This window comes from Pseudomonas sp. NPDC086278 (genome assembly GCF_050280905.1).
Classification (GTDB): Bacteria; Pseudomonadota; Gammaproteobacteria; order Pseudomonadales; family Pseudomonadaceae; genus Aquipseudomonas.
Genome location: NZ_JBNNWE010000006.1, coordinates 85,169 through 112,123, shown reverse-complemented (window position 1 = coordinate 112,123; position 26,955 = coordinate 85,169). Strand labels below are relative to the sequence as shown.

28 protein-coding genes are annotated in these 26,955 nt (G+C 61.9%); 14 read left to right on the top strand and 14 right to left on the bottom strand.

The window, feature by feature from the left end; translation table 11 throughout:
- Positions 1-204: 204 nt before the first annotated feature.
- Positions 205-1,017 carry a class I SAM-dependent methyltransferase gene (locus ACQKP4_RS03840; protein WP_427630567.1) on the bottom strand — a complete coding sequence of 271 codons (813 nt, stop codon included), beginning with the start codon at positions 1,015-1,017 and terminating at the stop codon, positions 205-207.
- Positions 1,018-1,052: 35 nt separating this feature from the next.
- Positions 1,053-1,322 carry a DUF4242 domain-containing protein gene (locus ACQKP4_RS03835; RefSeq protein ID WP_427630565.1) on the bottom strand — a complete coding sequence of 90 codons (270 nt, stop codon included), beginning with the start codon at positions 1,320-1,322 and terminating at the stop codon, positions 1,053-1,055.
- A 181-nt stretch (positions 1,323-1,503) separates the two neighbouring features.
- On the opposite strand from ACQKP4_RS03835, the gene ACQKP4_RS03830 reads away from it, so the two are divergent.
- Entirely contained in the window at positions 1,504-2,496 is a 993-nt protein-coding gene (locus ACQKP4_RS03830; RefSeq protein ID WP_427630563.1) for an AraC family transcriptional regulator, read from the top strand.
- Between the two features lie 9 nt (positions 2,497-2,505).
- On the opposite strand, the gene ACQKP4_RS03825 is transcribed toward ACQKP4_RS03830, so the two are convergent.
- Both ACQKP4_RS03825 and ACQKP4_RS03820 read right to left on the bottom strand, forming a co-directional pair.
- A complete protein-coding gene (locus tag ACQKP4_RS03825) occupies positions 2,506-3,717 on the bottom strand; it encodes a cytochrome c biogenesis protein DipZ (protein ID WP_427630561.1) in 1,212 nt (403 codons plus the stop codon).
- A gap of 184 nt (positions 3,718-3,901) precedes the next feature.
- Complete coding sequence (locus ACQKP4_RS03820; protein ID WP_427630559.1) at positions 3,902-4,165, bottom strand: DUF2790 domain-containing protein; 264 nt, start codon at positions 4,163-4,165, stop codon at positions 3,902-3,904.
- 306 nt (positions 4,166-4,471) lie between these two features.
- Between ACQKP4_RS03820 and ACQKP4_RS03815 the strand changes: the two genes are divergently transcribed.
- Together ACQKP4_RS03815 and ACQKP4_RS03810 are read left to right on the top strand one after the other, a co-directional pair.
- Positions 4,472-5,212: a response regulator gene (locus ACQKP4_RS03815; protein WP_427630557.1), complete on the top strand. Its 741-nt coding sequence runs from the start codon at positions 4,472-4,474 to the stop codon at positions 5,210-5,212.
- Positions 5,209-6,504, top strand: coding sequence for an ATP-binding protein (locus ACQKP4_RS03810; protein ID WP_427630555.1), 1,296 nt, complete (start codon positions 5,209-5,211; stop codon positions 6,502-6,504). Before ACQKP4_RS03815 ends, ACQKP4_RS03810 begins: the two co-directional genes overlap by 4 nt.
- Positions 6,505-6,547: 43 nt before the next feature.
- On the opposite strand, the gene ACQKP4_RS03805 is transcribed toward ACQKP4_RS03810, so the two are convergent.
- Both ACQKP4_RS03805 and ACQKP4_RS03800 read right to left on the bottom strand, forming a co-directional pair.
- On the bottom strand, positions 6,548-7,300 hold the full coding sequence (locus ACQKP4_RS03805) for a DNA-binding domain-containing protein (protein ID WP_427630554.1): 753 nt from the start codon (positions 7,298-7,300) through the stop codon (positions 6,548-6,550).
- Entirely contained in the window at positions 7,293-8,132 is an 840-nt protein-coding gene (locus ACQKP4_RS03800) for a DUF692 domain-containing protein (protein WP_427630553.1), read from the bottom strand. The genes ACQKP4_RS03805 and ACQKP4_RS03800 overlap by 8 nt, the downstream gene beginning before the upstream one ends.
- Before the next feature lie 401 nt (positions 8,133-8,533).
- On the opposite strand from ACQKP4_RS03800, the gene ACQKP4_RS03795 reads away from it, so the two are divergent.
- Together ACQKP4_RS03795 and ACQKP4_RS03790 are read left to right on the top strand one after the other, a co-directional pair.
- Positions 8,534-9,580 carry a class I SAM-dependent methyltransferase gene (locus ACQKP4_RS03795; protein ID WP_427630552.1) on the top strand — a complete coding sequence of 349 codons (1,047 nt, stop codon included), beginning with the start codon at positions 8,534-8,536 and terminating at the stop codon, positions 9,578-9,580.
- Between the two features lie 122 nt (positions 9,581-9,702).
- On the top strand, positions 9,703-10,545 hold the full coding sequence (locus ACQKP4_RS03790; protein WP_427630550.1) for an NAD-dependent protein deacetylase: 843 nt from the start codon (positions 9,703-9,705) through the stop codon (positions 10,543-10,545).
- A gap of 126 nt (positions 10,546-10,671) precedes the next feature.
- Here the strand turns inward: ACQKP4_RS03790 and ACQKP4_RS03785 are convergent, their stop codons facing one another.
- Positions 10,672-11,574 carry a LysR substrate-binding domain-containing protein gene (locus tag ACQKP4_RS03785; RefSeq protein WP_427630548.1) on the bottom strand — a complete coding sequence of 301 codons (903 nt, stop codon included), beginning with the start codon at positions 11,572-11,574 and terminating at the stop codon, positions 10,672-10,674.
- Positions 11,575-11,721: 147 nt separating this feature from the next.
- Here ACQKP4_RS03785 and ACQKP4_RS03780 point away from each other — a divergent pair, with 147 nt between their 5' ends.
- Genes ACQKP4_RS03780 through ACQKP4_RS03770 form a run of 3 tightly spaced genes read left to right on the top strand, consistent with a single transcriptional unit; the run spans position 11,722 to position 14,312 of the window.
- A complete protein-coding gene (locus ACQKP4_RS03780) occupies positions 11,722-12,420 on the top strand; it encodes a CoA transferase subunit A (RefSeq protein WP_427630546.1) in 699 nt (232 codons plus the stop codon).
- A gap of 33 nt (positions 12,421-12,453) precedes the next feature.
- Entirely contained in the window at positions 12,454-13,119 is a 666-nt protein-coding gene (locus ACQKP4_RS03775) for a CoA transferase subunit B (protein ID WP_427630544.1), read from the top strand.
- 11 nt (positions 13,120-13,130) lie between these two features.
- Positions 13,131-14,312, top strand: coding sequence for an acetyl-CoA C-acetyltransferase (locus ACQKP4_RS03770; RefSeq protein WP_427630542.1), 1,182 nt, complete (start codon positions 13,131-13,133; stop codon positions 14,310-14,312).
- Positions 14,313-14,689: 377 nt separating this feature from the next.
- On the opposite strand, the gene ACQKP4_RS03765 is transcribed toward ACQKP4_RS03770, so the two are convergent.
- Positions 14,690-16,009 (bottom strand): Nramp family divalent metal transporter, encoded by a 1,320-nt coding sequence (locus ACQKP4_RS03765; RefSeq protein WP_427630540.1) that lies wholly within the window; start codon positions 16,007-16,009, stop codon positions 14,690-14,692.
- 106 nt (positions 16,010-16,115) lie between these two features.
- On the bottom strand, positions 16,116-16,649 hold the full coding sequence (locus ACQKP4_RS03760) for a chalcone isomerase family protein (protein ID WP_427630538.1): 534 nt from the start codon (positions 16,647-16,649) through the stop codon (positions 16,116-16,118).
- 165 nt (positions 16,650-16,814) lie between these two features.
- Here ACQKP4_RS03760 and ACQKP4_RS03755 point away from each other — a divergent pair, with 165 nt between their 5' ends.
- The 4 genes from ACQKP4_RS03755 to ACQKP4_RS03740 all read left to right on the top strand — a co-directional run bounded on the left by ACQKP4_RS03755 (position 16,815) and on the right by ACQKP4_RS03740 (position 19,984).
- Positions 16,815-17,609, top strand: a complete 795-nt coding sequence (locus ACQKP4_RS03755; RefSeq protein WP_427630536.1) for a hypothetical protein — start codon at positions 16,815-16,817, stop codon at positions 17,607-17,609.
- A gap of 57 nt (positions 17,610-17,666) precedes the next feature.
- Positions 17,667-18,590, top strand: a complete 924-nt coding sequence (gene yddG, locus ACQKP4_RS03750; protein WP_427630534.1) for an aromatic amino acid exporter YddG — start codon at positions 17,667-17,669, stop codon at positions 18,588-18,590.
- A gap of 82 nt (positions 18,591-18,672) precedes the next feature.
- Positions 18,673-19,347 carry a glutathione S-transferase family protein gene (locus ACQKP4_RS03745; RefSeq protein WP_427630532.1) on the top strand — a complete coding sequence of 225 codons (675 nt, stop codon included), beginning with the start codon at positions 18,673-18,675 and terminating at the stop codon, positions 19,345-19,347.
- Positions 19,348-19,411: 64 nt separating this feature from the next.
- The gene (locus ACQKP4_RS03740; protein ID WP_427630530.1) at positions 19,412-19,984 is read left to right on the top strand and encodes a hypothetical protein; all 573 of its coding nucleotides are present in this window, start codon (positions 19,412-19,414) and stop codon (positions 19,982-19,984) included.
- A 3-nt stretch (positions 19,985-19,987) separates the two neighbouring features.
- Here the strand turns inward: ACQKP4_RS03740 and ACQKP4_RS03735 are convergent, their stop codons facing one another.
- The 3 genes from ACQKP4_RS03735 to ACQKP4_RS03725 form a co-directional block, all read right to left on the bottom strand.
- Positions 19,988-20,704 (bottom strand): alpha/beta hydrolase, encoded by a 717-nt coding sequence (locus ACQKP4_RS03735; RefSeq protein ID WP_427630528.1) that lies wholly within the window; start codon positions 20,702-20,704, stop codon positions 19,988-19,990.
- A 178-nt stretch (positions 20,705-20,882) separates the two neighbouring features.
- The gene (locus ACQKP4_RS03730) at positions 20,883-21,995 is read right to left on the bottom strand and encodes a succinylglutamate desuccinylase/aspartoacylase family protein (RefSeq protein WP_427630526.1); all 1,113 of its coding nucleotides are present in this window, start codon (positions 21,993-21,995) and stop codon (positions 20,883-20,885) included.
- A 121-nt stretch (positions 21,996-22,116) separates the two neighbouring features.
- On the bottom strand, positions 22,117-22,899 hold the full coding sequence (locus ACQKP4_RS03725; RefSeq protein ID WP_427630524.1) for an ABC transporter substrate-binding protein: 783 nt from the start codon (positions 22,897-22,899) through the stop codon (positions 22,117-22,119).
- Positions 22,900-23,158: 259 nt separating this feature from the next.
- On the opposite strand from ACQKP4_RS03725, the gene ACQKP4_RS03720 reads away from it, so the two are divergent.
- The gene (locus ACQKP4_RS03720) at positions 23,159-23,803 is read left to right on the top strand and encodes a type 1 glutamine amidotransferase (RefSeq protein WP_427630522.1); all 645 of its coding nucleotides are present in this window, start codon (positions 23,159-23,161) and stop codon (positions 23,801-23,803) included.
- A gap of 25 nt (positions 23,804-23,828) precedes the next feature.
- On the opposite strand, the gene ACQKP4_RS03715 is transcribed toward ACQKP4_RS03720, so the two are convergent.
- Complete coding sequence (locus ACQKP4_RS03715; RefSeq protein WP_427630521.1) at positions 23,829-24,263, bottom strand: rhodanese-like domain-containing protein; 435 nt, start codon at positions 24,261-24,263, stop codon at positions 23,829-23,831.
- A 102-nt stretch (positions 24,264-24,365) separates the two neighbouring features.
- Here ACQKP4_RS03715 and ftrA point away from each other — a divergent pair, with 102 nt between their 5' ends.
- Complete coding sequence (gene ftrA / locus ACQKP4_RS03710; protein ID WP_427630519.1) at positions 24,366-25,340, top strand: transcriptional regulator FtrA; 975 nt, start codon at positions 24,366-24,368, stop codon at positions 25,338-25,340.
- 61 nt (positions 25,341-25,401) lie between these two features.
- Here the strand turns inward: ftrA and ACQKP4_RS03705 are convergent, their stop codons facing one another.
- The gene (locus tag ACQKP4_RS03705; protein WP_427630517.1) at positions 25,402-26,931 is read right to left on the bottom strand and encodes a DHA2 family efflux MFS transporter permease subunit; all 1,530 of its coding nucleotides are present in this window, start codon (positions 26,929-26,931) and stop codon (positions 25,402-25,404) included.
- Between the last annotated feature and the right edge of the window lie 24 nt (positions 26,932-26,955).

The following is a 26,955-nucleotide window of genomic DNA, read 5'->3' as shown; positions in this document are numbered from 1 at the left end:
CGGCGGGCCCACGGAGCAGGACCGGAGCGAGGGCATGGCGAGCCTAGGCGAGGCACCGGACGAAAGGGGCAAGAGCGCTTGGTTACTTGGCGCTTCTCCAAGTGACCCGCCGTAAGGGCGGAACCCATATCAGCCATCACCCAAAAAACGGATATGCCCCACCCCTCAAAAGCGAACAACACAGCAGTGTTCGACGCAAGCAACTCACCGTCGAGTAATCACCACTTCCAGATATTCCCCAGGCACCACCAGCGATCTCTCCCCCGCCCGATTCATGCGATTCAACAACCCGGTCATGTCGTCTTCAAGCGCCCGCGCACCGTCCGGCGGCAGCACCGCGAAGGCCTTGTGCATCGGGCCATACCAGTTGCGAAAGATATCGATAAAGTGCGCCGCCGAGCGGTAGCGGAAGTTAAAGGTACGTCGCGTGACCTGCACCAGAAAATCGCGCTCGTCGAAGTGCGTATGCAACCACGCCTCCGTGCCCCAATTCGACGGTGGCTGCGCGCCCGGTTGTGGCGGCAGATGCTTGCCCAGGGTTTTGAACATCAACCCGACAAAACCCTCCGGCGTCCAGTTGGCCAACCCGATCCGACCACCGGGGCGACAGACCCGCGCCAGTTCGGCGGCGGCTTTGGCCTGGTCCGCCGCGAACATCACGCCGAAGGTCGACAACACGGCGTCGAAACTCGCATCTGCGAATGGCAGCGCCTCGGCATCGGCCACCTGAAAGGTCACCTCCAGCCGTTCGGCCCTGGCGCGGTCTTCACCGCGCTCAAGCAATGCCGCCACGTAGTCGGTAGACGTGACGTTGCAGCCACGGCGCGCGGCGGCCAGCGTCGCATTGCCGTTGCCAGCCGCCACGTCCAGCACCCCTTCGTCGCACAGCAAGTCGCAGGCTTCCGCCAGTTGCTCGCCGACAATTTGCAAGGTGGTGCCGATCACGGCGTAGTCGCCGCTGGCCCACGCGGCCATTTGGCGGTTTTTCAAGGCAGTAAGATCAATAGCGGTACTCATAAAATCGCTCCGATTCGGATGGGAACGCAGCCGGCTTATTCCGCCGTGGTGGGATCGATGATGTTCATCACCTGGGAAATGCGATTGGCCGGGAAACCGCTCTGCCTGGCGTGCTCCTTGATCTGCTCTTCGTTCGGCGCGATGTACACGCAGTACAACTTGTCGCCGGTGACATAGCTTTGCAGCCACTGCACCTGCGGCAAATCGCGCAACGCGCGGCAGGATTTCTGCGACGCCGCTTGCAAATCCCTTTCTGACAGTGTTCCAGCACCCGGAATCTCACGTTCTATAACGAACTTAGGCATGGCAACCTCTCACTCTTGTTATTGATGACAGGGTCGGCAGTGGCCCTGTGAGGCAACTATCGCCCTCGCCCACGCTGGCGTCCTGCCCGATCGTCGCCCAACCTTGTCCGATCGTCCGGAGATTTCACGCCCGCCGGTGACAGGGGCACAATCAGAAAGCCCAACGCACCGGGAACCCTCAATGGACGCCTTGTCCCAGACCCTGCGCGTCGTCCACTTGGTCGGCGCGATTTTTATCAACGCCCGCTTCACCGCGCCGTGGTGCTACCAATCGCCCAGCGCCGACACGGCCGCGAAATTGCTGGAGCCTGGCGCCGAGCGCGTGGTGATCTTTCACTTGGTGACCGAAGGCGAGTGTTACGTCGAACTGGGCAGTGATCCGCCGCTGCTGCTGACGGCGGGTGATGTGGTGGTGTTTCCACAGGGCGATGCGCATCGCATGAATTCTCAACCGGGGCTCGCGCCTGCCACCAGCAAGCGGCTCGATGCCGTCCTGTTGCGGCGCCCACGGCAATTGAGTTTTGGCGGTGGCGGCGCGGTGACGCGGCTGGTGTGCGGTTATCTGGCGTGTGACACGCGATTGGCGGGCATGTTGCTCGCCGGTTTGCCACCGGTGGTGCGGGTCAATGTGCGCGGCTCCAATGCCGGTATCTGGCTGGAGTCGTCTGTGCGTTATGCGCTGGCCGAAGCACGTTCGCCACGGCCCGGCGGCGAAGGCGTGCTGGCCAAACTGGCCGAGGTGTTGTTCATCGAAGTGCTGCGCCTGTACATGAACGAACACGGCGAAGGTCGCACCGGCTGGCTGGCCGGCGTCAGCGACCGGATCGTCGGCGCCGCGCTGAACGCGATGCACAGCAAACCGTGTCACGCCTGGAGCCTGGAAGAACTGGCGCGTACGGCGGGTTCATCGAGGTCGGTGCTGGCGGAGCGGTTTCAGCAATTGGTCGGCAGTTCGCCGATGCAGTATTTGACGCAATGGCGCATGTTGCTCGCGGCCAACCTGTTACGCAGCAGTAACAGTTCGCTGATACGCATCGCCGAAGAGGTCGGCTATCAGACTGACACCGCGTTCAGCCGGGCCTTCCGTCGTGAGTTCGGCGCGCCGCCGGCAACGTGGCGGCGCACTCAGGAGAAACAGGAGACGGCTCACAGCGCCAAGCCGCTGAGCCATTGATGTCGGCGGTTACGCGCCAGGCACTTTCGCCTCTTCCAAAAGTTGCCGGATCATCTGCTCCTGGGCCGCGTAACTGCCCTCGCCAAAGTGGCTGTAACGCACTTGGCCTTTGGCGTCGATCAGGTAGTGCGCGGGCCAGTACTGGTTGTCGAAGCTGCGCCAGATCGCGTAGTGGTTGTCGATGGCCACCGGGTAGGTGATACCGAGCTTTTTCACCTGGTCCCTGACGTTGTCGATGATGCGTTCGAAGCTGTATTCCGGGGTGTGGACGCCAATCACCACCAGGCCATCCTTGCGGTATTTTTCCGCCCAGGCTTTCACGTACGGCAAGGTGTGCTGGCAGTTGATGCAGTCGAAGGTCCAGAAATCCACCAGCACCACTTTGCCTTTCAGCGCATCGTTGGTCAGGGCTGGCGAGTTGAGCCATTCGACGGCGCCGTTCAGCGACGGCATCGCGCCGTTTGCGCTGTCCATGGCGGTGTCTGCCTTGACCTTGCTGATGAGGTAATCGACAACCCTCGGCGCGGTTTCCAGCAGCCGTTGTTCAAGCGTGGTCACGCCCTCGGACGAGGTGCCCGCGAGCAGGGTTTTGTCGGCGCCGGTGGCGATCACCGCCGCCGCGCCCAGCACCGCCACACCGGCACCGCGACGCAGCCAGCCGGTGACCGGGATCGACGCTTTCAAGCGATTGACCAGGCCGCGACCGGCGAAGATCAAGGTGCCCAACGACAACGCGCTACCCAGACCATAGGCCAGCAGCAACAGGCTGGTCTGGGCATTGGCGCCTTGCAGCATGGCGCCGGTGAGGATCACGCCGAGAATCGGCCCGGCACACGGCGCCCAGAGCAGGCCAGTGGCGACGCCCATCATCACCGAACCCAACGGGCCGGACATTTTCCGGGTAGCCGGATCGAGGCGATTGCCGAGCATCACCAAAGGACGGGCCAGCCAGTCGCCGACACGGGCGCTAATCAGCGACAGGGCGAACAACACCATCACGATCAACGCGACGTGGCGTCCGCTGTTATTGGCCTGGATCACCCATTCGCTGCTGACCACCGCGAGGCTGGAGATCAGGGCAAAGGTCACGGCCATGCCGCCGAGGGTCAGCATGATCGAGGAACGGCTGCGCTTGGCTCCGGCGAACAGGAACGGCACGACCGGCAGGATGCACGGGCTGAGGACGGTCAACAGGCCGCCGAGAAACGCGATGAGAAACATGGAATCACCTTCAAATAGAGCGGGCGGCACACCACAGCCACATGGTGGGAGCGGGCTTGCTCGCGAAAGCGGTGTGTCAGTCAGCGTTGATGTCGACTGGCATACCGCATTCGCGGGCAAGCCCGCTCCCACAGGGGATGTTGGCGCTTGCCAGCGGCTGGCACCGTTCCGGGCCAGAAAACCATCAGTTGTCAGTGGTGCAGTTGTCAGCGAACTTGCGGTAATCGAGCACCTGGGTTTTGCTCTGCGAATCCAGATAAGTCAGTCGGGCATTGACGATCCCGCAGGAAGGCCCGGCGTCCTGTGTCAGCGACACGACTTTGCTGATGTCCAGATGCGTGCCGTAGGTGTAGGTTTTCGCCGGCACGTCGGCTTCGGCACGGGCCGACAAGGTGCAGATGTTCAGGGCGGCAAACAGGCAAGCGGCGTAGATGGCTTTGGTGTTCATGACGGTTTCCTCAAGGCTTCAATGGGCGAGTCGTTGTGTTGAGCCGAGGCAGGCGGGTCTGCCTCGATGGAACCCATTAGAAAGCCGTGAGGTATCGCGTCTGTGTCGAAAACCGCCGCGGATAAATCGCTAAGTATCAGCGCCAGCAGCTGATACACAGCGATACAAACCCTGTGGAAGATCATGTTTTTGCGTCGACGTGTATCCGCCGTACGGCCAGATACACTGCAATACAAAGGGTAGCGGGCAAGCGGGCCAAGGCTCGATAGACTGCGCAGCATTCCCCATTCAGAGAGGCCTGGCCCCATGGAACACGTCGATCACATTCTCATCGTGGACGATGACCGCGAAATCCGGGAACTGGTAAGCAACTACCTGAAAAAAAACGGCCTGCGCACCACCGTCGTCGCGGACGGCCGGCAGATGCGCGCCTTCCTTGAAACCACGCCGGTGGACCTGATCGTGCTCGACATCATGATGCCCGGCGACGATGGCCTGCTGCTGTGCCGCGAGTTGCGCGTCGGCAAACACAAGGCCACGCCCGTGCTGATGCTGACCGCGCGCAGCGATGAAACCGACCGCATCATCGGCCTGGAAATGGGCGCCGACGATTATCTGGTCAAACCGTTCGCCGCCCGCGAGCTTCTGGCGCGCATCAACGCCGTGTTGCGCCGCACGCGGATGCTGCCGCCAAACCTGATCGTGACCGAAAGTGGTCGCTTGCTGCGGTTCGGGCGCTGGCGGCTGGACACCTCGGCCCGCCATCTGCTGGACGAAGACGGCACCCTGGTTGCGCTCAGCGGCGCCGAATACCGTTTGCTGCGGGTTTTTCTTGACCACCCGCAACGGGTGCTCAATCGCGATCAATTGCTCAACCTGACTCAGGGGCGCGACGCCGACCTGTTCGATCGCTCCATCGATTTGCTGGTCAGCCGCTTGCGCCAGCGCCTGCTGGATGACGCCCGCGAACCGGCCTACATCAAAACCGTGCGCAGCGAGGGCTACGTGTTTTCGCTGCCGGTGGAAGTGCTGGGGGCGCCTTCATGAACCTCAACCTGCGCTGGCCCCGCTCCCTTGCCTCGCGGCTATCGCTGATCCTGCTGGTCGGTCTGGTGCTGACCCAGGCGCTGTCTTTCGGCGTGCAGTATTACGAGCGTTATGAAAGTGCGAAAAACACCATGCTCGGCAATCTGGAAACTGATGTGTCGACGTCGATTGCCATTCTCGACCGCTTGCCGGCGGCGGAACGTGCAGGCTGGCTGCAACAACTGGAACGTCGAAACTACCGCTATTTGCTGGATGAAGGGACGCCGGGCAGTCCCATGAGCGACACGCCCATCGCCGTCACGTCGATCAAAGAGGCAATCGGCAAGGATTACCCGATGACCGTGAGCGACCTTCCTGGCCCGCAAAAACACTTTCAGGTGCACCTGAAACTGGCCGACGGCAGCCCGGTGACCATCGACGTGCGACCGGCCATGGTGCCGTTGTCGCCGTGGCTGCCCATCGTGCTGCTCGGCCAGTTGGCGCTGATCATCGCCTGCGCCTGGCTCGCCGTGAGGATTGCGGTGCGCCCGCTTACGCGTCTGTCAAAAGCGGTGGACACCCTCGACCCCAATACCCACGCGGTGCTGCTGGACGAGAAAGGCCCAATCGAAGTCGCCCATGCCGCCAAGGCGTTCAACTCAATGCAGGCGCGCATCGCCGCGTATCTGAAGGAGCGCATGCAACTGCTGGCGGCGATTTCCCACGACCTGCAAACCCCGATCACCCGGATGAAACTGCGCGCCGAATTCATGGACGACTCCAGCGAGAAAGACAAACTGTGGAACGACCTGGGAGAGATGGAACACCTGGTGCGCGAAGGCGTGGCCTATGCCCGCAGCATTCACGGCGCCACCGAGGAAAGTTGCCGCATCGACCTCGATTCATTCCTCGACAGCCTGGTGTTCGACTATCAGGACATGGGCAAAGACGTGTCGCTGAGCGGCAGAAGTGACGCGGTGATCGAGACTCGGCCGCACGCGTTGCGCCGTGTACTGGTGAATCTCACGGACAACGCGCTCAAATTTGCCGGTGCCGCCGAACTGCGGGTAGAAGCCGTCAACGGTTGCCTGTCGGTGAAAATCATGGACCGTGGGCCGGGTATCGCCGAGGAAGAATTGGCGCAGGTGATGGAGCCGTTCTACCGCGTCGAGAATTCACGCAACCGCAGCACCGGCGGCACCGGATTGGGCCTGGCCATCGCGCAGCAACTGGCGTTGGCCATCGGCGGCTCGTTGACGTTGAGCAATCGTGAGGGCGGCGGCTTGTGTGCGCAGCTGAAGTTACCGCTCTAGACGAGAAGTCCCTGGTGCTGGCCAGTACCTCGCGTGAAAAAGCTCATGCGAGGCCCACTACCCCTTCCTCACACAGCTGTTGCAACAACGCCGCCCCACTCTGCATGAACTCAGCCGAGTGGGTGTTCGCCTCCGCCGCCAGCGCTTCCAGTTGCACCCTACCCTCCAGCGCTGGAAATTCACCGATTCGCTGCAACAGCCGCCACGCCAACGGACTCAGTTCAGAGAACTTGATGCTCCAGTCGGCGGTGCGTCTGATCAGCAACAAGGTCGGCTGAACCGGCGCTGTATCCGGCTGAAAATCCGGCCCCACTAGCTGCACCGGCCAGCGATACGCCAACGGCCACGCCAGCGGCGACACTTGCAACGGGCGCTGGAGAATCAACGCCCCATCACTCGATGGCAACGGCTCGGCGTCGGATTGCTGCAACACCATCTCAACCCATTCGTAATGCGCCAGTTCCACCATGAACGGCGGCCATTCGCCCGCAGCCGACGCGCTCGGTTCAGACGCGAGAAACGCGACAAACGCCTGGGCGATCTCAGGGAATTTCGGTGTTTTTGCGCGGTGGTCGCGCAGGAAGCGCCGCACCAGCGTGCGCCAACCGTCGTCACCGAGAATCTTGATCAGCACCGGAAAAGTGCCGCTCAGCAGCGACGACAGATTCGCGAAGATCAGGTCGCGATACACCTGCGCCCGCTCGACGTTCATCCCCCTCGGCGGCGCGCGGTGCTCGGGATCACGCAGGTACAGGCCCATGGCGGTTTGTTGCTGCAACAGCGTCGGCTTATCCACGGCTCATCGCCTCCGTTTGCAAGCGGCGCAGGGTCTGCAATTCCGCGCGCAGTTCAGCGAACGGCGGGAAATTGAAATCCCGCTCCAGCAGCGTCGGTTGTACGCCGAACCGGGCGTAAGCCTGCGCCAGCAATGACCAGACCACCGGCTTCACCGGGGCACCGTGGCTGTCGATTTTCAAGGTCTCGGATTGATCGAAGTGCCCGGCCACGTGCATGCCCACCACCCGGCCCGAATCGAGGCCGGCCAGAAAGGTTTGCGGATCGAAATCGTGATTGATCGAGTTGACGTAGACGTTGTTGACGTCGAGTAACAGGTCGCAGTCGGCCTCACGCAACACCGCGTTGGTGAACGCCACTTCATCCATGTCGTGCTGCGGCGCAGCGTAGTAAGAGACGTTTTCCACGGCCAGGCGCCGCCCGAGAATGTCCTGAGCCTGAGCGATGCGCGCCGACACGTGGCGCACCGCTTCCTCGGTGAAGGGCAGCGGCAACAGGTCGTAGAGGTGGCCGTCGTCGCTGCAGTAACTCAGATGCTCGCTGTACAACGGCACCTTGTATTGATCGAGGAACAGACGGACTTCGCGCAAAAACCCGACGTCCAGCGGCGCCGGTCCCCCGAGGGACAGCGACAATCCGTGACAAGACAAGGTGAAACGCTCGGCCAGCGCACGAAACCCATGGCCCTGCGCGCCGCCGATGCCAATCCAGTTTTCCGGGGCGACTTCCAGGAAATCGACATCGTCGTCGCGGGCCGCCAGGAGGTCTGTCATCAAACCGCGACGCAGGCCGAGCCCGACGGTGGCCTTCGTTGAGGTGAACGTGTTGTGCATGATCGCAATCCCAAGGTTGCCGGAACGGGTGCCCAGTTAATCGACGCGGTGTATCGGCACTGTGTCCGGCAGTGGCCGGCGGGTGGCAACAACTGTATCCAGAGCGGGAATGGATACAGTGCCATACAGATCGCCACCCCCTTGTGGGAGCGGGCTTGCTCGCGAAAGCGGTGTGTCAGTCAGCATTGATGTCGCCTGGCATACCGCTTTCGCGAGCAAGCCCGCTCCCACAGGTGGGGTGATTTTCGTCGCCCCGGGCACCCGTGCCCGCACAACGAACTAGACTCAATGCACCCGGAACGCGCTCAGCGTTCTGTTCATTCCCACGACCACCGCCCAGAGGCGAATGCCTCGACAAGCACTGCCTCTGGACCGTGATCCTTGCTCAAGGAGCACACGTGATGGACGAGGCCAGACTCAATGAATTCATGGGCAAACTGGTGGGCGACATGGGCGGCGCGGCGATGCTGGCCAATGTCATCCTCGGCGAAGAACTCGGCCTTTACCGGGCCATGGCCGACAGCCAGCCGATCAGCCCCGAAGTCCTCGCCGACAAAACCGGCTGCAACGCTCGTCTGCTGCGCGAATGGCTCAGCGCCCACGCCGCGTCGGGCTACATGGAACACCGCGATGGCCAGTTCCGCCTGCCGGAAGAACAAGCCTTGGCGCTGGCCATCGAAGACTCGCCGGTGTACGTGGCCGGCGGCATCGGCGTGGTCGCGTCGTTTTTCCATGATAAGGACAAACTGGTCAAAGCGATGCGCGGCAGCGGCGCCCTGGCCTGGGGCGATCACCATCCGTGCATGTTCAGCGGCACCGAGCGGTTTTTCCGGCCCGGTTACAAAGCGCATTTGATTGCCGAATGGCTGCCGGCGCTGGACGGTGTGGTCAGCAAACTCGAAGCCGGGGCCAAAGTCGCCGACATCGGCTGCGGCCACGGCGCGTCGACGGTGATCATGGCGCAGGCGTTCCCGGATTCACGCTTCGTCGGCTTCGATTACCACGCACCGTCGGTCACGGTCGCGAGCCGACGGGCCGAAGAAGGTGGCGTGGCCGAGCGGGCACGGTTCTTTCAGGGCACGGCAAAAAGCTTCCCCGGCGACGACTATGACCTGGTCTGCTACTTCGACTGCCTGCACGACATGGGCGACCCGGTGGGCGCGGCACGCCATGCCTATGACGCGCTGAAACCGGACGGCACCGTGCTGTTGGTGGAGCCGTTCGCCAACGACTTGCTTGACGACAACATCACCCCGGTTGGACGTTTGTTTTACGCCGCCTCGACGTTTATCTGCACGCCGAACTCGCTGTCCCAGGAAGTCGGCCTCGGGCTCGGCGCCCAGGCCGGCGAAGCGCGCTTGCGCAAAGTCTTCACCGAGGCGGGGTTCAAGCATTTCCGGCGGGCCACGCAAACGCCGTTCAATCTGATTCTGGAGGCTCGCAAGTAAGCAGCACGCGTGTCACCTTGTCGGAGCCCGCGTGCTCGCGAGGGTGGGTCAGCTACATTGATGTCGACTGAAACACCCCTCGCGAGCACGCTCGCTCCTACAGGTTCTGCGGAGTGTTGAACATGCTCGAACGCCCGATCCGTGAACAACTCGACCGGCTCCAGCAACTGATGGCCGACCAGCCATTTGCAGTCTTGACCGGCGCCGGTATCAGCACGCCATCGGGCATCCCGGATTACCGCGACAATCAGGGCGTGCGCCGTGGCCGCCAGCCGATGATGTATCAGGAATTTCTCTCGGCACCCGAGTCCCGGCGGCGCTATTGGGCGCGGGCGATGCTCGGTTGGCCACGGGTGCGCCTGGCGCAACCTAACGTGGCGCACGAAGCCGTGGCCAGTCTGCAAAGCAGCCGGCAGATCAGCGGTTTGATCACGCAGAATGTCGACACGTTGCACGATCAGGCCGGCAGTCATGACGTGATCGAACTGCACGGCAGCCTGCATCGGGTGCTGTGCCTGGATTGCGGGCAGCGCAGTGACCGCGATTCGATTCAGCGCGTGATGGAGGCGCAGAATCCGTATCTGGCCGGGGTCGATGCGGTGCAGGCACCGGATGGCGATACCTTGCTCGACTCGGCGTTTGAAGCGCGCTTCCAGGTGCCCCGATGTCCGCATTGCGCCGGCGAGCGAATGAAGCCGGACGTGGTGTTTTTTGGCGAGAACGTGGCACAAGCCACGGCAGCCAAGGCAATGGCGACGGTTGAGCAGGCTGCGGGGTTATTGGTGGTGGGCTCGTCGTTGATGGCATATTCGGCATTTCGCCTGTGCCGGGCGGTGGCGGATCAGGGCAAGCCGTTGATTGCGATCAATCTGGGCACGACGCGGGCGGATGACATGCTCGATCTGAAAATAGAAGGTTCGTGCGAACAACTGCTGCCGTTGCTGGTTGAGCGACTTGGCACTTGAAAACCGACTAAACACAGACCCCCTTGTGGGAGCGGGCTTGCTCGCGAAGGCGTGGTGACATTCAACACTGATGTCGACTGAAACACCGCCTTCGCGAGCAAGCCCGCTCCCACAAGGGGGATGTGTTCAATGCGCAGACAGACGCTCGCCCAGGTTCTCTTCCTTGAACACATCGAACAACGCCTGCGCCGCCGCCGACAACTCGACCCCGGGCTGGGTCAGCACGCCAATCGCCCGTTCCACCACCGGGTCGCGCAAGGTAATGCACCGCGCACCCAGCTCACGCATCTGCCCCGCGCACAACGCAGGCACCGCGCTGACGCCCAGGCCACTCGCGACCATCCGGCCAACTGTCGCCAATTGGTGGCTTTCAAACTCCACCGGCAATTTCATCCCCCGCGCCTGCAAATGCTCTTCCAGCATCACCCGCACGGTCGACGGTCGCTGCAAAGTGATAAACGGTTCCGTGAGCAAGGTTTGCCAATCGATGTCATCGCGTTCGGCAAAACGCGAATCAGCCGGCACCACCGCCACAAACCGATCCCTGTACAACGGTGTAAACGCCAGCGACGAGCTCTGCGTCGGCTCGAACGCCACGCCCAGTTCCACTTGCCGGTCACGCACCATCTCCAGCACTTGCTCGTTGATCACGTCGTTCACCGTGACGTTGACTTTCGGATAACGGGCGCGGAAGGTCTTGAGGATCGGCGGCAGCAGATTGCCGGCAAACGACGGCATCGCCGCCAGCGTCACCCGGCCGCGTTGCAGGGTAAAACGCTGGCGCAGTTCATCTTCGGCGTTGTCCCAGTCGGCGATCAGTCGACGCGCCAAGGGCACCAGCGATTCACCTTCGGCGGTCAGCGCCACGTTGCGTGTGTTGCGGGTGAACAAGCGCCCGCCCAGGCCCTCTTCCAGGGCCTTGATGGTCAGGCTCAACGCTGATTGCGACAGGTGCAACCGTTCGCCGGCCAAGGCAAAACTCAGGCTCTGGGCCACCGCCAGAAAGGCGCGGATCTGCTTGACTGTCATCTTGCGTCGCTCCAGTTGAGTAACATTTGATTAGTGAGTTTTATCTATCAATCAACCTTAAAAATCAACTTAACAAATCAATACTGCAGCGAGACACTTCAACCCATACGGCTAGCCAGCCGCCCACAAAGAATAAAAGAGGTGCATATGGCAGGTTTCGACAAGCGTGTGAGTTCCTACGAGGAAGCTCTGGCCGGTCTGGAAGACGGCATGACCGTGATCGCCGGCGGCTTCGGCCTGTGCGGCATTCCGGAAAACCTCATCGCCGAAATCAAGCGCAAAGGCACACGCGACCTGACCGTGGTGTCCAATAACTGCGGCGTCGACGGCTTCGGTCTCGGCGTGCTGCTGGAAGACCGGCAGATCAGCAAGGTAGTGGCTTCCTACGTCGGCGAGAACAAGATGTTCGAGGAGCAACTGCTCAGCGGCGCCATCGAAGTAGTCCTGACCCCGCAAGGCACCCTCGCCGAAAAAATGCGCGCAGGCGGCGCCGGCATTCCGGCCTTCTTCACCGCTACCGGCGTCGGTACGCCAGTGGCCGAAGGCAAGGAAGTCCGTGAATTTCACGGCCGCAAGTACCTGATGGAAGAATCCATCACCGGTGACTTCGCCATCGTCAAAGGCTGGAAAGCCGACCATTTCGGCAACGTGATCTATCGCCACACCGCCCAGAACTTCAACCCGCTGGCCGCCACCGCCGGCAAGATCACCGTGGTCGAAGTCGAAGAAATCGTCGAACCCGGCGAGCTGGACCCGTCGCAGATCCACACCCCTGGCATCTACGTCGACCGGGTCATTTGCGGCACGTTCGAGAAGCGCATCGAACAGCGCACCGTGCGTAAGTGATCCCCTGCCCCCGGACTTGAAGGAAAAATAACAATGGCACTTTCCCGCGAACAAATGGCTCAACGCGTCGCCCGCGAAATGCAGGACGGTTTTTACGTGAACCTGGGCATCGGCATTCCGACCCTGGTCGCCAACTACATCCCCGAAGGCATGGAAGTCATGCTGCAATCGGAAAACGGCCTGCTCGGCATGGGGCCGTTTCCGACGGAAGAAACCATCGATGCCAACATGATCAACGCCGGCAAACAAACCGTGACCGCACGCATCGGCGCGTCGATTTTCTCCTCGGCCGAGTCGTTCGCGATGATTCGCGGCGGCCATGTCGACTTGACGGTGCTGGGCGCCTTCGAAGTCGATGTGCAAGGCAACATCGCTTCGTGGATGATTCCCGGCAAACTGGTCAAGGGCATGGGCGGCGCCATGGACCTGGTCGCAGGCGCAGACAACATCATTGTCATCATGACCCACGCGTCCAAGGACGGTGAGTCCAAACTCCTGGCCCAGTGCAGCCTGCCGCTGACCGGCGCCGGCTGCATCAAGCGTGTGCTGACCGACCTCGCCTACCTGGAAATCAAGGACGGCGCGTTCATTCTCAAAGAACGTGCGCCAGGCGTCAGCGTCGAAGAGATTGTCGCCAAGACCGCCGGCAAACTGATCGTGCCCGATCACGTACCGGAAATGCAGTTCGCTGCCCAGTGAGGAATCATTCCATGCAAGACGTCGTTATTGTTGCCGCCACTCGCACTGCCATCGGCAGCTTCCAGGGTGCGCTGGCCAGTGTTTCCGCCGTTGACCTCGGCGCGGCGGTGATCCGCCAGTTGCTGGCGCAAACCGGGATCGATCCGGCGCAGGTTGATGAAGTGATCATGGGCCAGGTGCTGACCGCGGGTGCCGGGCAAAACCCGGCGCGCCAGTCCGCGATCAAGGCCGGGCTGCCGTTCACCGTGCCGGCCATGACCCTGAACAAGGTCTGCGGCTCGGGCTTGAAAGCCCTGCACCTGGCCACTCAGGCGATTCGCTGCGGCGACGCCGACATCATCATCGCTGGCGGCCAGGAAAACATGAGCCTGTCCAATTACGTGATGCCCGGCGCGCGCACCGGCCTGCGCATGGGGCACGCACAAATCGTCGACACGATGATCAGCGACGGTTTGTGGGATGCGTTCAACGATTACCACATGGGCATCACCGCGGAAAACCTGGCGCAGAAGTACAGCCTGACGCGTGAGCAACAGGACGCTTTCGCGGCCGCTTCACAGCAGAAAGCCACGGCCGCCATCGAAGCCGGGCGTTTTGTCGATGAGATCACGCCGATCCTGATTCCTCAGCGCAAGGGCGATCCGCTGTCCTTCGCCACCGATGAACAGCCACGGGCCGGCACCACGGCCGAATCCCTGGGCAAACTGAAACCGGCGTTCAAGAAGGACGGCTCGGTGACGGCCGGCAATGCTTCGTCGCTGAACGACGGCGCCGCTGCGGTGATCCTGATGAGCGCCGAAAAAGCCAAGGCCCTTGGCCTGCCGGTGCTGGCGAAAATCGCCGCATACGCCAACGCGGGCGTCGACCCGGCGATCATGGGCATCGGCCCGGTATCGGCCACGCGCCGTTGCCTGGGCAAGGCCGGTTGGTCGATTGATCAACTCGACCTGATCGAAGCCAATGAGGCCTTCGCCGCGCAATCGCTGGCGGTGGCCAAAGACCTGGAATGGGACTTGGACAAAGTCAACGTCAACGGCGGCGCCATCGCGCTGGGCCACCCGATTGGGGCGTCAGGCTGCCGGGTGCTGGTGACCTTGCTGCACGAAATGATCAAGCGCGACGCCAAAAAAGGCCTCGCCACCCTGTGCATCGGTGGCGGTCAAGGCGTGGCACTGGCGATCGAACGGGCGTGAAGCGTTAACTGAATGTGCTGTGGCAGGTGAGTTGCTGTGGTGAGGGGCTTCTGTGGCAAGTGAACTGCTGTAGTGAGGGGCTGCTGTAGCCAGGTGAGCTTCTGTGGTGAAGGGCTTCTGTGGCGAGGGGGCTTGCCCCCGTTGGGTTGCGCAGCAGCCCTAAAAATCTCCGTGAATATTGAAGATTTTTGGGAGCGCTGCGCACTCCAACGGGGGCAAGCCCCCTCGCCACAGAAGCCCCTTCACCACAGAAACCTCTTTGCCACAGAAGACCTCCCTGCCACAGCAGACCTCCTTGCCACTGAAGCCTTTTTGCCACAGAAAGCCCCCCGGCCTCAGAAGCCTCATGCGCCTAAGAAAAACACACCTGGCCCAAATCAAAGCACCCACTGCGAAATCAACCACGCATTCGCTGAACTGATCACCCCGAACAACCCCCACGCCAGCATCCGCGTCGGCCACCGATTCACGAACGGCCCCATCAGTTCAGGGTCGTTGGTCATGCGAATCAGCGGGTACAGCGCAAACGGCAGCTGCAAACTCAGCACCACCTGGCTCAACACCAGCAGCTTGCCGATCGCGTCGTCGCCCATCAGCCACACGCCGATAAACGCCGGAATCAGCGCCAGCCCACGGGTAATCAAGCGTCGCTGCCAGCACGGAATCCGCAGGTTCAGGTAACCCTCCATGATCACCTGCCCGGCGATGGTCCCGGTAAACGTCGAACTCTGCCCCGAGGCCAGTAACGCGACGCCGAACAGCACACTGGCCAGCGCCCCGCCCACCAATGGATCGAGCAAGTGATAGGCGTTCTGAATGTCCACCACGTCGGTGTGTCCGCTCTTGTGGAACGCGGCCGCCGCGAGGATCAGAATTGCCGCGTTCACCAGCAACGCCAGCGCCAGCGAACCGATGGTATCGATGCGCGCCAGCTTTACCGCGTCCTGCTTGCTGGCCAAGTCCTTGCCGATCATCCGCGTTTGCACGATTGAGGTGTGCAGGTACAAGTTGTGCGGCATCACCGTGGCACCGAGGATGCCGATGGCCAGGTACAGCGGCGCGGCATCGGTAATGGCTGACCACGATGGGACAAAGCCCCGGGCGACGTCCGGCCAGTAAGGTTTGATCAGCAGCAACTCGACGAAGAAACACACGCCGATGGTGCTCACCAGCACCAGCATGATCGCTTCAAGTCGACGGAAGCCGCGGTTTTGCAGGGCCAACACCAGCAGTGTGTCGAATGCCGTCAGCGCGATGCCGACCGTCAGCGAACAGCCCAGCAGCAAATGGAACGCCAGCGCACACCCGAGCACTTCAGCGAGGTCGGTGGCGATGATCGAGATTTCCGCCAGCACCCACTGGGTTCGGGCGGTGCGCGTGCTGTAGCGCTCGCGGGACAATTGCGCCAGATCACGCCCGGTGGCGATGCCCAGTCGCGAACACAGACACTGCACCACCATGCCCGCCAGACTGGCCAGCAACACCACAAACAGCAGGCTGTAGCCAAACCGCGAGCCAGCCTCGATGGCGGTCGCCCAATTGCCCGGGTCCATGTAGCCGATGGACACCAGCAAACCCGGACCGGCAAACCGCAGGACACGTTTGAAGAATGACGCGCTCGGGTCAACGGCGACGCTGCCGGCCACTTCGGGTGGGCAGAACGGCGCCGTGGCGACGTTGGGCAAGTTGAATTTCACGCAATCATCCAAAAACAGGTGGGAAGGCGCAGCTTAGACGTTTCGGCGGGTGCGCCCAAGGGGGCCAGGCAGCGTGTCGGCGGAACAATAACCTCACCGGGCCCAATCAAGGTTTGGCGATGCCAAGCAATTGCTGGCGCAACTCGGGATTGCGGGTGCGCGGGTCGAGCCAGATGTTGAAGAAGGCGCGGGCGAATTGCGGGTCTTTCACCTCATGCTGCAACTGCTGACCGACAAAGAATCGTGCGCCCTGCCCCGGCAGATACACCCCGGTAATACGGGTTCCGGCCTGCACGTCGATAAACGACTGTTGCATCTGCGCCTGCCATGCCGCGAGTTGCTCGGCGCTGACCGAAGCGCCCGCCAGGCGCTTGATCTCGTTGACACTGGCCTGGACCAGATCGTCGCGGGAAATACTGCGCTGATAAATCAGCTCCAGCGCAAACGGCCGGTCACTCGCCAGCGGTGGCCCGGCGCTCCAGAGCCGGGCGTTGTAAACGTCAAAACCGTACATCCGGAATTCGCCGGCGCCGATGATCTGCGCGCCCGGCAAGGCTTCTTGCCAGTTGGCCCAGGCTTGGCTGCCGAGCAGCACCAGTAACCACAGACTCTGTCGCCACGGCGATGGATAGCGCTTCATCACGGATTCGATCCTTCAGGGACTCGTCTTGAAAACTTATACGCAAAAGTCTGTCTTGTACAATTACCAGCGCCGTTAACTTTGTATACAAAACAAGCCAATCCGTAGAGCAATCCACCAGGGGCGTGCTAACGTTGCCGACTTTCACAGGTCGGAGATGCGTGCGTGTTGATCCTCAAGCTGTTGGTGATTCCTGGCTTCCTGTTGCTGATTTCCCTGGCGGGCAAGCGCTGGGGCCCGAGTGTGGCCGGTTGGTTGTCGGGCTTGCCGGTGGTGGTCGGGCCGATTCTGTTTTTCCTCGCCATCGAGCAAGGCGAAGCGTTTGCTGCCCAGTCAGCGACGGCGGCACTGTCGGCGATGTTCGCGATGATTGCCTTCTGCGTGACCTACGCCCAAGTCGCTCAACGCGCTGGCTGGCCGTTGGCACTGCTGATTTCGCTGTCAGTCTGGGCGATTGCAGCCGTGGTCCTGTCGATCATCCCGCCGTCGCTGCTGTTCTCGGTCAGCGCTGCCGCCACCGCGCTGCTCGCCGCGCCTTATCTGTTTCCAGCCGTGCAACCGATCGTTACCGGCACGGCACCGAAGTCTGACAAATTGCTGCTGCGCATGGTCGCGGGCGCCCTGCTCACCCTGGCGGTGACGTTGCTGGCCAGCACCGTCGGCGAACGCTGGAGCGGCCTGCTCGCGGTGTTTCCGGTGCTAGGCAGCGTGATGGCGGTGTTCTCCCAGCAAACCCGTGGCCCGGCGTTCACCGCCGCGCTGCTGCGAGCGACCGCGACCGGCATGTATTCGTTTTCGGCGTTCTGCCTGGTGGTGGCGCTGGCGCTGCCCGACATGGGGCTGACGGCGTTTGCCCTCGGCGTCGCGGTGTCGGTGGCCATGCTTGGGGTGACCAGGCGCTTGCTGGCGCGGCCGGTCAACCCGACGACCGTCACTGGACGTCAAGTGATCAAACGCTAAGCTGCTTCTCAGCCGCGGGCCAGGATGTCGCCCGTTCAATGCGCTGAAGGAACAGACATGAATCACGCCACGCCCCGCGTCCACACGGCACACTCCGCCACCGCCGTGGGCGTCACCGCTGTCATTCTCTGGTCGAGCCTGGCGCTGCTGACCACCCTCACCGAGGGCATTCCGCCCTTTGAACTGATGGCCCTCGGGTTCGGCATCGCGTTTGTCGCCAGCGCGTTGATTCTCGGCCGGCGCGGATTAGCCGGGTTCAGCAGCTGGCGCCAACCCTGGGGCGTCTGGGCCAGCGGATTCGCCGGCATCTTCGTCTATCACGCGTTGTATTTTTTCGCGTTGAAAGCCGCGCCGGCTGCCGAAGCCAGCCTGATCAATTACCTGTGGCCGCTGTTACTGGTGCTGCTGTCGGCGCTGGCGGCCGGGGAAAAGCTGCACAAACGGCAAATGCTCGGGGCCTTGTCAGGGCTGGCCGGAACCGCCTTCATCATGCAGCAACACGCGCCACAGCCCGGCGCCGCGATGCCGGTGGCCGGTTACCTCGCGGCGTTCGGTTGCGCGCTGATCTGGGCCGGGTACTCGGTGTTCAACCGGCGCTACAGCGCCGTGCCGAGCAGCACCATCGGCGGAATTTGCGGCCTGGTCGCTGTGGCCGGGTTGATCTGCCATCTGTTGTTCGAAACCACGGTGCGGCCTGATCTTCATCAATGGGCGGCGATTATCGTGCTCGGCCTGGGCCCGGTGGGGCTGGCGTTCCTGGCGTGGGATCACGCCACCAAACACGGCAATCTGGCGACGCTGGGGGCGCTGTCTTACCTGGCGCCGCTGATTTCCACCGTGCTGTTGATCGCCACGGGGCGCAGCCAGGCCGGGCCTATCCTGATTGTTGCCGCGCTGTTGATCATCATTGGCGCAGTGATCGCCACCAGCCGATCAAGCGAAAAACCCGCCACAACCCGTTCGATTATTCCGAACGAGTAAAGCAACAACCTCGTACGTCAATCGAACGAGTTCAGCTCACTATCAGCCTCAGTTCACACCACCACTGACTGAGGTCCACCCCATGAAATTCTTTTTCCACCCTTCGCCGAACCCGATGAAAGTCGCCCTGCTGCTCGAAGAACTGCAAACGCCCTACGAGTTGATAGGCGTCGATACCTTCAAGGGCGAGCAGCACCTGGCGGCGTTTCTGGCGATCAACCCGAATGCCAAAGTGCCGGCGCTGGTCGACGGTGACGCCACCGTTTTCGATTCCCAGGCGATCCTGTTGCACCTCGCGCAAAAACATCAGCGCTTCCTGCCTGCTTCCGTGGCGGGCCAGGCTGAACTGCTGTCGTGGCTGATGTTTATCGCCACCGGCCTGTCGCCGTTTTCCGGTCAAGCCGTGCACTTCCTGCACCACGCGCCGGAAGACCTGCCCTACGCAAAAAACCGTTACCTGAAGGAAGTCGAACGTCACTACCGCGTGCTCGACCAACGCCTGGCCGATCATCAATACCTGGCCGGCGACACCTACAGCATCGCCGACATGGCGCTTTGGGGTTGGGCCAACTACGCGCCTTACATCCTCGGCGAGAACGGCTTGGCGGCGTACCCGAACGTCAAGCGCTTGTTCGACGAAATCAGCGCCCGCCCGGCGGCACAACGTGCTCACACGTTGAAAGAGCAATTGGTGTTGAAGGCCGAGTTCGACGAAGAAACCCGGCGCAACCTGTTCCCGCAGAATCAGGCGCAGTAGCTGCTACAAATCGTATTCCATGGGATGATTGCGCCGATTACGCGATCATCCCTGGAGACTTCCAATGCCACTGTTGAGTAAAAAAGCCGTTGTCCTGCTGCTGACCACGGCCGTCAGCCTGGGGGCTTTGAATGCCTACGCCGCCAAGGCCACCGCCAACGACAAGGCACCTGTCGTCAAAGTCTCAATGCTCGGCGGCAAGTTCACCTTCAACCTGCCCAAGGGCTTCGTCGCCAACCCGCTGCCGACCAGCCCGACCGGCGCAACAGGCACCATGTACGCCAACGAAGCCACCAAGACCGTGGTGATCGCGGCTGAAAACGCCCTGCCGCCGGGCATTGACGTCAAGGACAACGACGGCAAATTTCTCGATGGCACCGTGGCTGACTTCGACAGTTCACAACGCAAGGCCCTGCCGGATTTCAACAAACTGAGCGAAAAAAGCCTGACCCAAAAAGGCACCGGGCTTGGGCTTCGACAAGTCGACAGCACCGCCACCCAGGGCGGCGGGCCGACGCTCAATACCACGCTGATAGCCGCGTCCGGAAACCACATGGCGGTGGTCCGGATTATTTCCCGGCCCAACGACAAGGCCATACACGATGCGCTGACCCAACAGATTGTCAGCGGCAAATAGCATTCAGGGGTTAAGCCGCTGCAACCAGGCGCTCAGATCCTGTATCTCTTGCGCACTGATGTTGTGGCCGACGCCTTCGTAGGCATGAAACTCGGGTTTGAGTGACAGGCGTTGCAACAGGCTGTCGGCGTCAGTGCCATCCTTGAATGGCAGGCGTTTATCAGCGGTGCCGTGACCGATGAAAATTGCCAGCGGCGCGCGTTTTTCGTCGGGTTTGAGCTCGGATTTGAGCACCGGCAGAATGCGCCCGCTCAACGCCGCAATGCCGCCGACTGCTTCGGGGTGACGCAACGCCACCTCGTACGACATGATCGCGCCCTGGCTGAAACCTACCAGGAACACTTTGCCCGGCTCGGTGTGATATTTCTTCGTTGCCTGCGCGATGAAATCCAGCAGCACGTTGGCGCTGGTCTTCAAGTCATCGGTTTCGCCGTTATAAGCGCCCTCGCCCTTCTTGCGAAACCACTGATAGCTGTCGGCGTCCAGCTTCACCGGGGCCTGAACCGACAAGTAGCTGTAGCTGGCTGGCAAGTCGTCCTTGATCCCGAACAGGTCTTGCTCGTTGCTGCCGTAGCCGTGGAGGAAAATCACCAGCGGCTGATTGCGTGATTCGGGGTTGGCCTGCTCCAGGTACTTGAGCGGCAGATCGGTGTGCAGCGGGGTTTGAGCGTGGACGGCGGCGGAGGCCAACAGCGTCAGCAGAGCGAGAAACTTCAACATAAACCTTCCTTCACAGTGCGCAGGATTCGCCGGTGAGCCTAACACCGTGAAGCCGGCTGCGGAATTTGGCTGTTGCTCAGGGCCTCTTCGCGAGCAAGCCCGCTCCCACAGGATGGCCCCCATTCAAATGTGGGAGCGGGCTTGCTCGCGAAGAGGTCGGCCAGACCGCTGAAGAGCTTCAGTCGTTAATCAGCTTCCCGACCCGAATCGGTGTGCGCCCCGCCACTTTCGCCTGCCACGTGCCCGGCTGTGTGTACCGCCCGCGATCAATCGCAAACAACACGCCGCTGGTGCCAGCGCGCACGGTGGTGGCGCGGTCATTCAACGGGTCGACCACTTCAAACAGCGCATCGCCCTGCTCCACCCATTCGCCCGAATCCCGCAGAAAACTCACTACCCCGTGGTGCGGCGCGAACAGGTACTCGGTGCCTTCGAACGGCATGCCTTCGCAGCATTCGCTTGGTGCGGCCGGCCAGGTGCCTTTGATGAACCCCTGCTCGGCGAGGAAACCCAGAATTGCCTCGCAATTGGCCTGCGCCTGATCGACCCGCGTGTCGCCCATGCTCCCCAGTTCCAGCGTTGTCGCAAGGTTGGCCGGTGGAATCGCCGCCTCAGGGAAGGCCCGCGCCAGACGCAACCACGGTGAGGAACACGACTCGTCGAAAGAACTGCCGCCGGAATCTTCGCAAAGCAACGCAACGCCCGCCTTCAAGCGCGACGCCAGCGATTGCCACTGCGGCCAGTGTTGCGGCAACGCGTACAGATGAATCGCGGCGTCGAAATCACAATGCAGATCGAGAGTGATGTCGGCCTCGCACGCGTGACGCAACAGCAAACGGTGCATGGCTTCGAGCTGCGAGGCCGGGGCCGGCAAGTCGTCGAGAACCTGGCCCATGGTCTGGCGGATCAGCGCGATATTGGCGGCCGCGTCCGCCCCCAGGCGATCGCCGATCAACGCGGCGACCGGGGCGCTGAGTTCGACGAACGAGCGGTTGAAATTCTTGCCGCTGCCCAGTTCGAAGCGTCCCATGTGGCTGCCTTGCAGGTGCTGGTCGAGGCCAATCGGGTTGGCCACCGGCACCAGTTCGATCACGCCCTGCAACTGGCCCTGGTTTTCGAGTTCGGTCAGACGCTTCTTCAGCTCCCACGCGGTGCGCATGCCTGGCAGTTCGTCAGCGTGCAGGCTGGCCTGGATATAGACCTTGCGGCTGCCCGCACCGTAGCGAAACACGCTGAGGGTGCGTTCGGTGCCCAAGTGGCTCCAGGGCAATGAATGGTCGATGCGTTGCATGGAAAACTCCTGAATACCTGAACGATGAAGTCATCTCTGTGGGAGCGGGCCTCTTTCCAACCGGGAAGCACAAAAAAAATGGCTACCGCATTAACGGTAGCCACTTTTTTACACGGCTGGATTACTCGGCGCCGTACACATCAAAGTCGAAGTACTTGTCTTGCACTTGCTTGTACTTGCCGTCGGCGCGGATTTCGGTGATGGCTTTGTTGAATTCGTCCGCCAGCTCGGTATCACCCTTGCGCACGGCGATCCCGGCACCGCCGCCGAAGTACTTGGCGTCTTCGTAGGTCGGGCCGACAAAAGCAAAGCCTTTACCAGCGTCGGTTTTGAGGAAACCATCGTCCAGGTTGACCGAGTCGGCCAGCAGCGCATCAATGCGGCCCGAGACCATGTCCAGGTTGGCTTCCTGTTGCGAGCCGTAACGCACCAGCTCGATGCCGGCCGGGACCAGCACTTCGGTAGCGAAGCGGTCGTGGGTACTGGCGCGCAGTACACCGACTTTCTTGCCTTTGAGTTCGGTCAGCGGGTCTTTGATGTCGGTGCCAGCCTTCATCACGAAGCGCGCCGGGGTGTGGTAGTACTTGATGGTGAAGTCGACGTTTTTCTTGCGGTCGTCAGTGATGGTCATGGACGACAGGATCGCGTCGATTTTCTTCACTTTAAGTGCCGGGATCAGGCCGTCGAACTCTTGCTCGACCCACACGCACTTGACTTTCATCTGCTCGCACAGCGCGTCGCCGATGTCGACGTCGAAACCGGTGAGTTTGCCGTCAGGGGTTTTCATCGAGAATGGCGGGTAACCGGCTTCGATACCGATGCGGATCGGCTTGGCGTCTTCGGCCACAGCGGTCAGGGACAACATCGACAGTGCCAGGGCACCAAACATCACTAGCTTCTTCATTTATAACTCCTGTGTGCGGAGGCTTTTATTGGCAGCTTTCGATTGAGCGTTCGCTCATGCTTGCGAGTGAGCATTGAGCGAAGTGGCCGGCAGTCTATTGCGGCTTCCAACCGGCAAATTGTGTATATGCGACAAATACTTATAGAAAAGTTGCCGGCGGATTGAAGTCGCTTGAAGCGTGCGCCAAGGCGGTGCACAGACTGTAGGACAGGTGCTTTTTTCGGACATAACCGACAGGCAGAACCGACAGAGAGAACACATGACAACGCTAAACCTGATCCAGCACCACCCTGCCGAAGGTCCGGGGGCCATCGCCGACTGGGCCGCTTCCAGAAGCCTGACGCTGAAGATTTTTCGCGCTGATCTCGGCCAGTTGCCGCCGGTGAGCGCGGCGCCGGTGATTGTGCTCGGCGGGCCCTATGAATCCCAGGCCGGGCCGGCCTGGCTGGAGAACGAACGCCAGTGGTTGGCGCAAAGCCTGGAACACGGTGCGGCGGTGTTTGCGATTTGCCTGGGTGCGCAGTTGCTGGCGTTGAGCCTGGGCGGGAATGTGCGACGAATGGAGCGCCCTGAAACAGGCTGGACCACCGTGAAGTTCGCCGATGGCCAGTCGATGGACGTATTGGAGTGGCACGAAGACGCGATCGACTTGCCACCCGGCGCGCAGTTGCTCGCCAGCAGCGAGCACTGCGAACAGCAGATGTACCGGACCCGACCAACGCGGCTGGGGCTGCAATTTCATCCCGAGTGGAACGCCGCCTCGGTCGCGACGCTCAATGCGCACTTTGCCGGTGACTCGCCGCTGCCTCGGGGTGAACAGGACAGCGCCGCCCATGCCGCGGTGTTCGAGTGGCTGCAGGCGACGCTGGATGAGTGGTGGAACGTTTCCTCAGCCACTCACTGAATCGGTGGCGAGGGCGGAATCGAGATCAGCACTCGCAGCCGATGGCGGCATTCATCGGGCGCGGCACGCTCACGCTCAACTCAAACCCTTCATCCAGCCACCCGGTCACGCCGCCGATCATTTCCTTGACCGGGTAACCCAGCGCCGCCAGTTTCACCGCGGCCTTGTTCGCCCCGTTGCAATGGGGGCCGGCGCAATACACCACAAACAGGGTCGACGTCGGGTAAGCCGCCAGGCCCTCGGCACTGATCAATCGACCCGGCAGGTTGATGGCGCCCGGCACATGCCCGCGTTCGAACGCCGAAGGGCCGCGAGTGTCCACCAGCACAAAATCCACATCGCCGGCCTGCTGGCTGCCGAAGACGTCGGAACAATCGGTTTCGAAGGTCAGACGGTTGCTGAAATGCATCAGGGCGATGGCCGAAGGGGCGGCAGGAATGGCGCGAACCAGGCTGGTCATGAGGTGTGACTCCTTGATCATGGTGGGTGTGAGAAGACTTTATCCGCCCGGCACTTGCGGCTACAGTGGCGCACAAGACACTCACCGGGAACTTTCCGCCAAATGCACGCCAACCCTGGATTGGTCGCGATTCTGGCCTACGACGGCCTCTGTACCTTCGAGTTCGGCATCGCCGTGGAGATTTTCGGCCTGGCGCGGCCGGAGTTCGATTTCCCTTGGTACGCGCACCGGATTGTCGCCGTGGACCAAGGCCCGATGCGCGCGACCGGCGGCATTCAGGTGCTGGCCGATGGCGGCATGGCGTTGCTCGAGGATGCGCGGACCATCGTCATTCCGGGCTGGCGTGACCGCAGCGCGCCAGTGCCGGAGGCGTTGCTGGCGGCGCTGCGTCAGGCGCATGCCAGGGGCGCGCGGTTGCTGTCGATCTGCTCCGGGGTATTTGTGCTGGCGGCGACGGGTCTGCTCGACGGTCACCGCGCCACCACCCATTGGCGCTACACCACGGAACTGGCCCAGCGCTTTCCCGCCATTCGGGTAGACCCGGACGTGCTCTATGTCGATGCCGGTCAGCTCATCACCTCGGCCGGCAGCGCCGCGGGCATTGATGCCTGCCTGCACTTGGTGGCGCGTGACTTCGGCACCCACATCGCGAACTCGGTCGCGCGACGACTGGTGATGTCGCCGCAACGCACCGGTGGTCAGGCGCAATTCATTCCGACGCCACTGAGCCCCACGCCGCGCAACGATTTGTCGCGGGTGATGCAATGGGCGCGTGAGCGTTTGCACAAACCGCTGGAAGTGCGCGAACTGGCCAGTGAAGCGGCGATGAGCGAGCGCACGTTCCTGCGGCGCTTTACCGAGGCCACCGGCCTGCCACCCAAGGCGTGGCTGCAGCATGAACGGCTGGCGCGGGCGCGGGCATTGCTGGAGAGCACCGACCAGCACACGGAGCAGATCGCCGCACAATGCGGCTATCGGTCAGTGGAGAGTTTTCGGGTCGCGTTTCGCGGCGTGGTGGGTGTGCCGCCATCGGTGTATCGGGAGCGGTTCGGGCGTGGGACGACGGCCCTCTCTTGAGGTGCATTCGAGGGGCTTCGTCGTCGCAGCCCCCCCGACGGTTTTTGCCGGTGTTTTGCTCTCAATGTCCCGAGGCAGCAGGCCCGGCCTTCGCCGCAAACGGCGGTTTCGCCAGCCACACAATCAGTATCAGCCCCATGAAGCCCCAACCGAGCAACGTGAAATAGTCCACGGTGGAGAGCATGTACGCCTGACTGGTCAGCACATGGTCCAGTTGCGCATACGCCGGGCTGCCCGCCCCGCCCAGATTCTGCAAGGCATCGCGCGTCGCGGGGTCGTAGGTGGTGATGCTTTCGCTCAAGTACGCGTGGTGCTGATCCGCCCGGCGAATCCAGATCCAGGTGGTCAGCGAGGCTGCAAAGCTGCCGCCCAGCGTACGCAGGAATGTCGCCAGACCGGCACCGTCGGCGATCTGGCTGGGCGGCAGGTCCGACATCAAAATGCTCAGGGTCGGCATGAAGAACAGCGCCACGCCAATGCCCATGAACAACTGCACCAGGGCGATGTGCTGGAAGTCGACCTCATTGGTAAACCCGGCGCGCATGAAGCAGCTCAGGCCAATCGCCAGGAACGCCAGCCCCGCCAGCAATCGCAGGTCGAACCGGTGCGCGTACTTGCCGACAAATGGCGACATCAGCACCGGCAAAATCCCGATTGGCGCCACCGCCAGGCCGGCCCAGGTGGCGGTGTAGCCCATCTGGGTTTGCAGCCATTGCGGCAGAATCAGGTTGATGCCGAAGAACCCGGCGTAACCCAACACCAACACAATCGTGCCGATACGGAAGTTGCGATACGCAAACAGCCGCAGGTTGACCACCGGGTGTTTGTCGGTCATTTCCCAGATCACGAACACCGCCAGCGCAATCACCGAAATCGCCGCGCCGATCACGATGAAGTTCGATTCGAACCAATCCAGGTCGTTGCCCTTGTCGAGGATCACCTGCAACGCGCCGACGCCAATGATCAGGGTGATCAACCCGACGTAATCCATCGGCTGACGGCTGGTTTCCACCGGGCGCGCCTTGAGTTGCGAACGCACCACCATCACCGCAAAAATCCCGATGGGCACGTTGATGAAAAAGATCCACGGCCAGCTGTAGCTGTCAGTGATCCAGCCGCCGAGGATGGGCCCGGCAATGGGCGCGACCACCGTGACCATCGCCAGCAACGCCAGGGCCATGCCGCGCCTGGCGGGCGGATACACCGCAATCAGCAGCGTTTGCGTCATCGGGTACAACGGACCGGCCACCAGGCCTTGCAACACCCGGAAGCCAATCAGCTCGGGCATCGAGGTCGAGATGCCGCACAAAAACGAGGCCAGTACAAACAGAATGGTCGCCCAGAGAAACAGCTTCACTTCGCCAAACCTCCGGCTGAGCCAACCGGTCAACGGCAGCGCGATGGCGTTACTCACGGCGAACGAAGTGATCACCCAGGTTCCCTGCTCCGAACTCACGCCCAGGTTGCCGGAAATGGTCGGCAACGCCACGTTGGCGATGGTGGTGTCGAGCACTTGCATGAAGGTCGCCAGCGACAGGCCAATGGTGCTGAGCAGCAGGCTGGGCGGCGTGAAAGACGCGTTATTGCTCATCGCGAATCCTTTGAGACGGGGCGT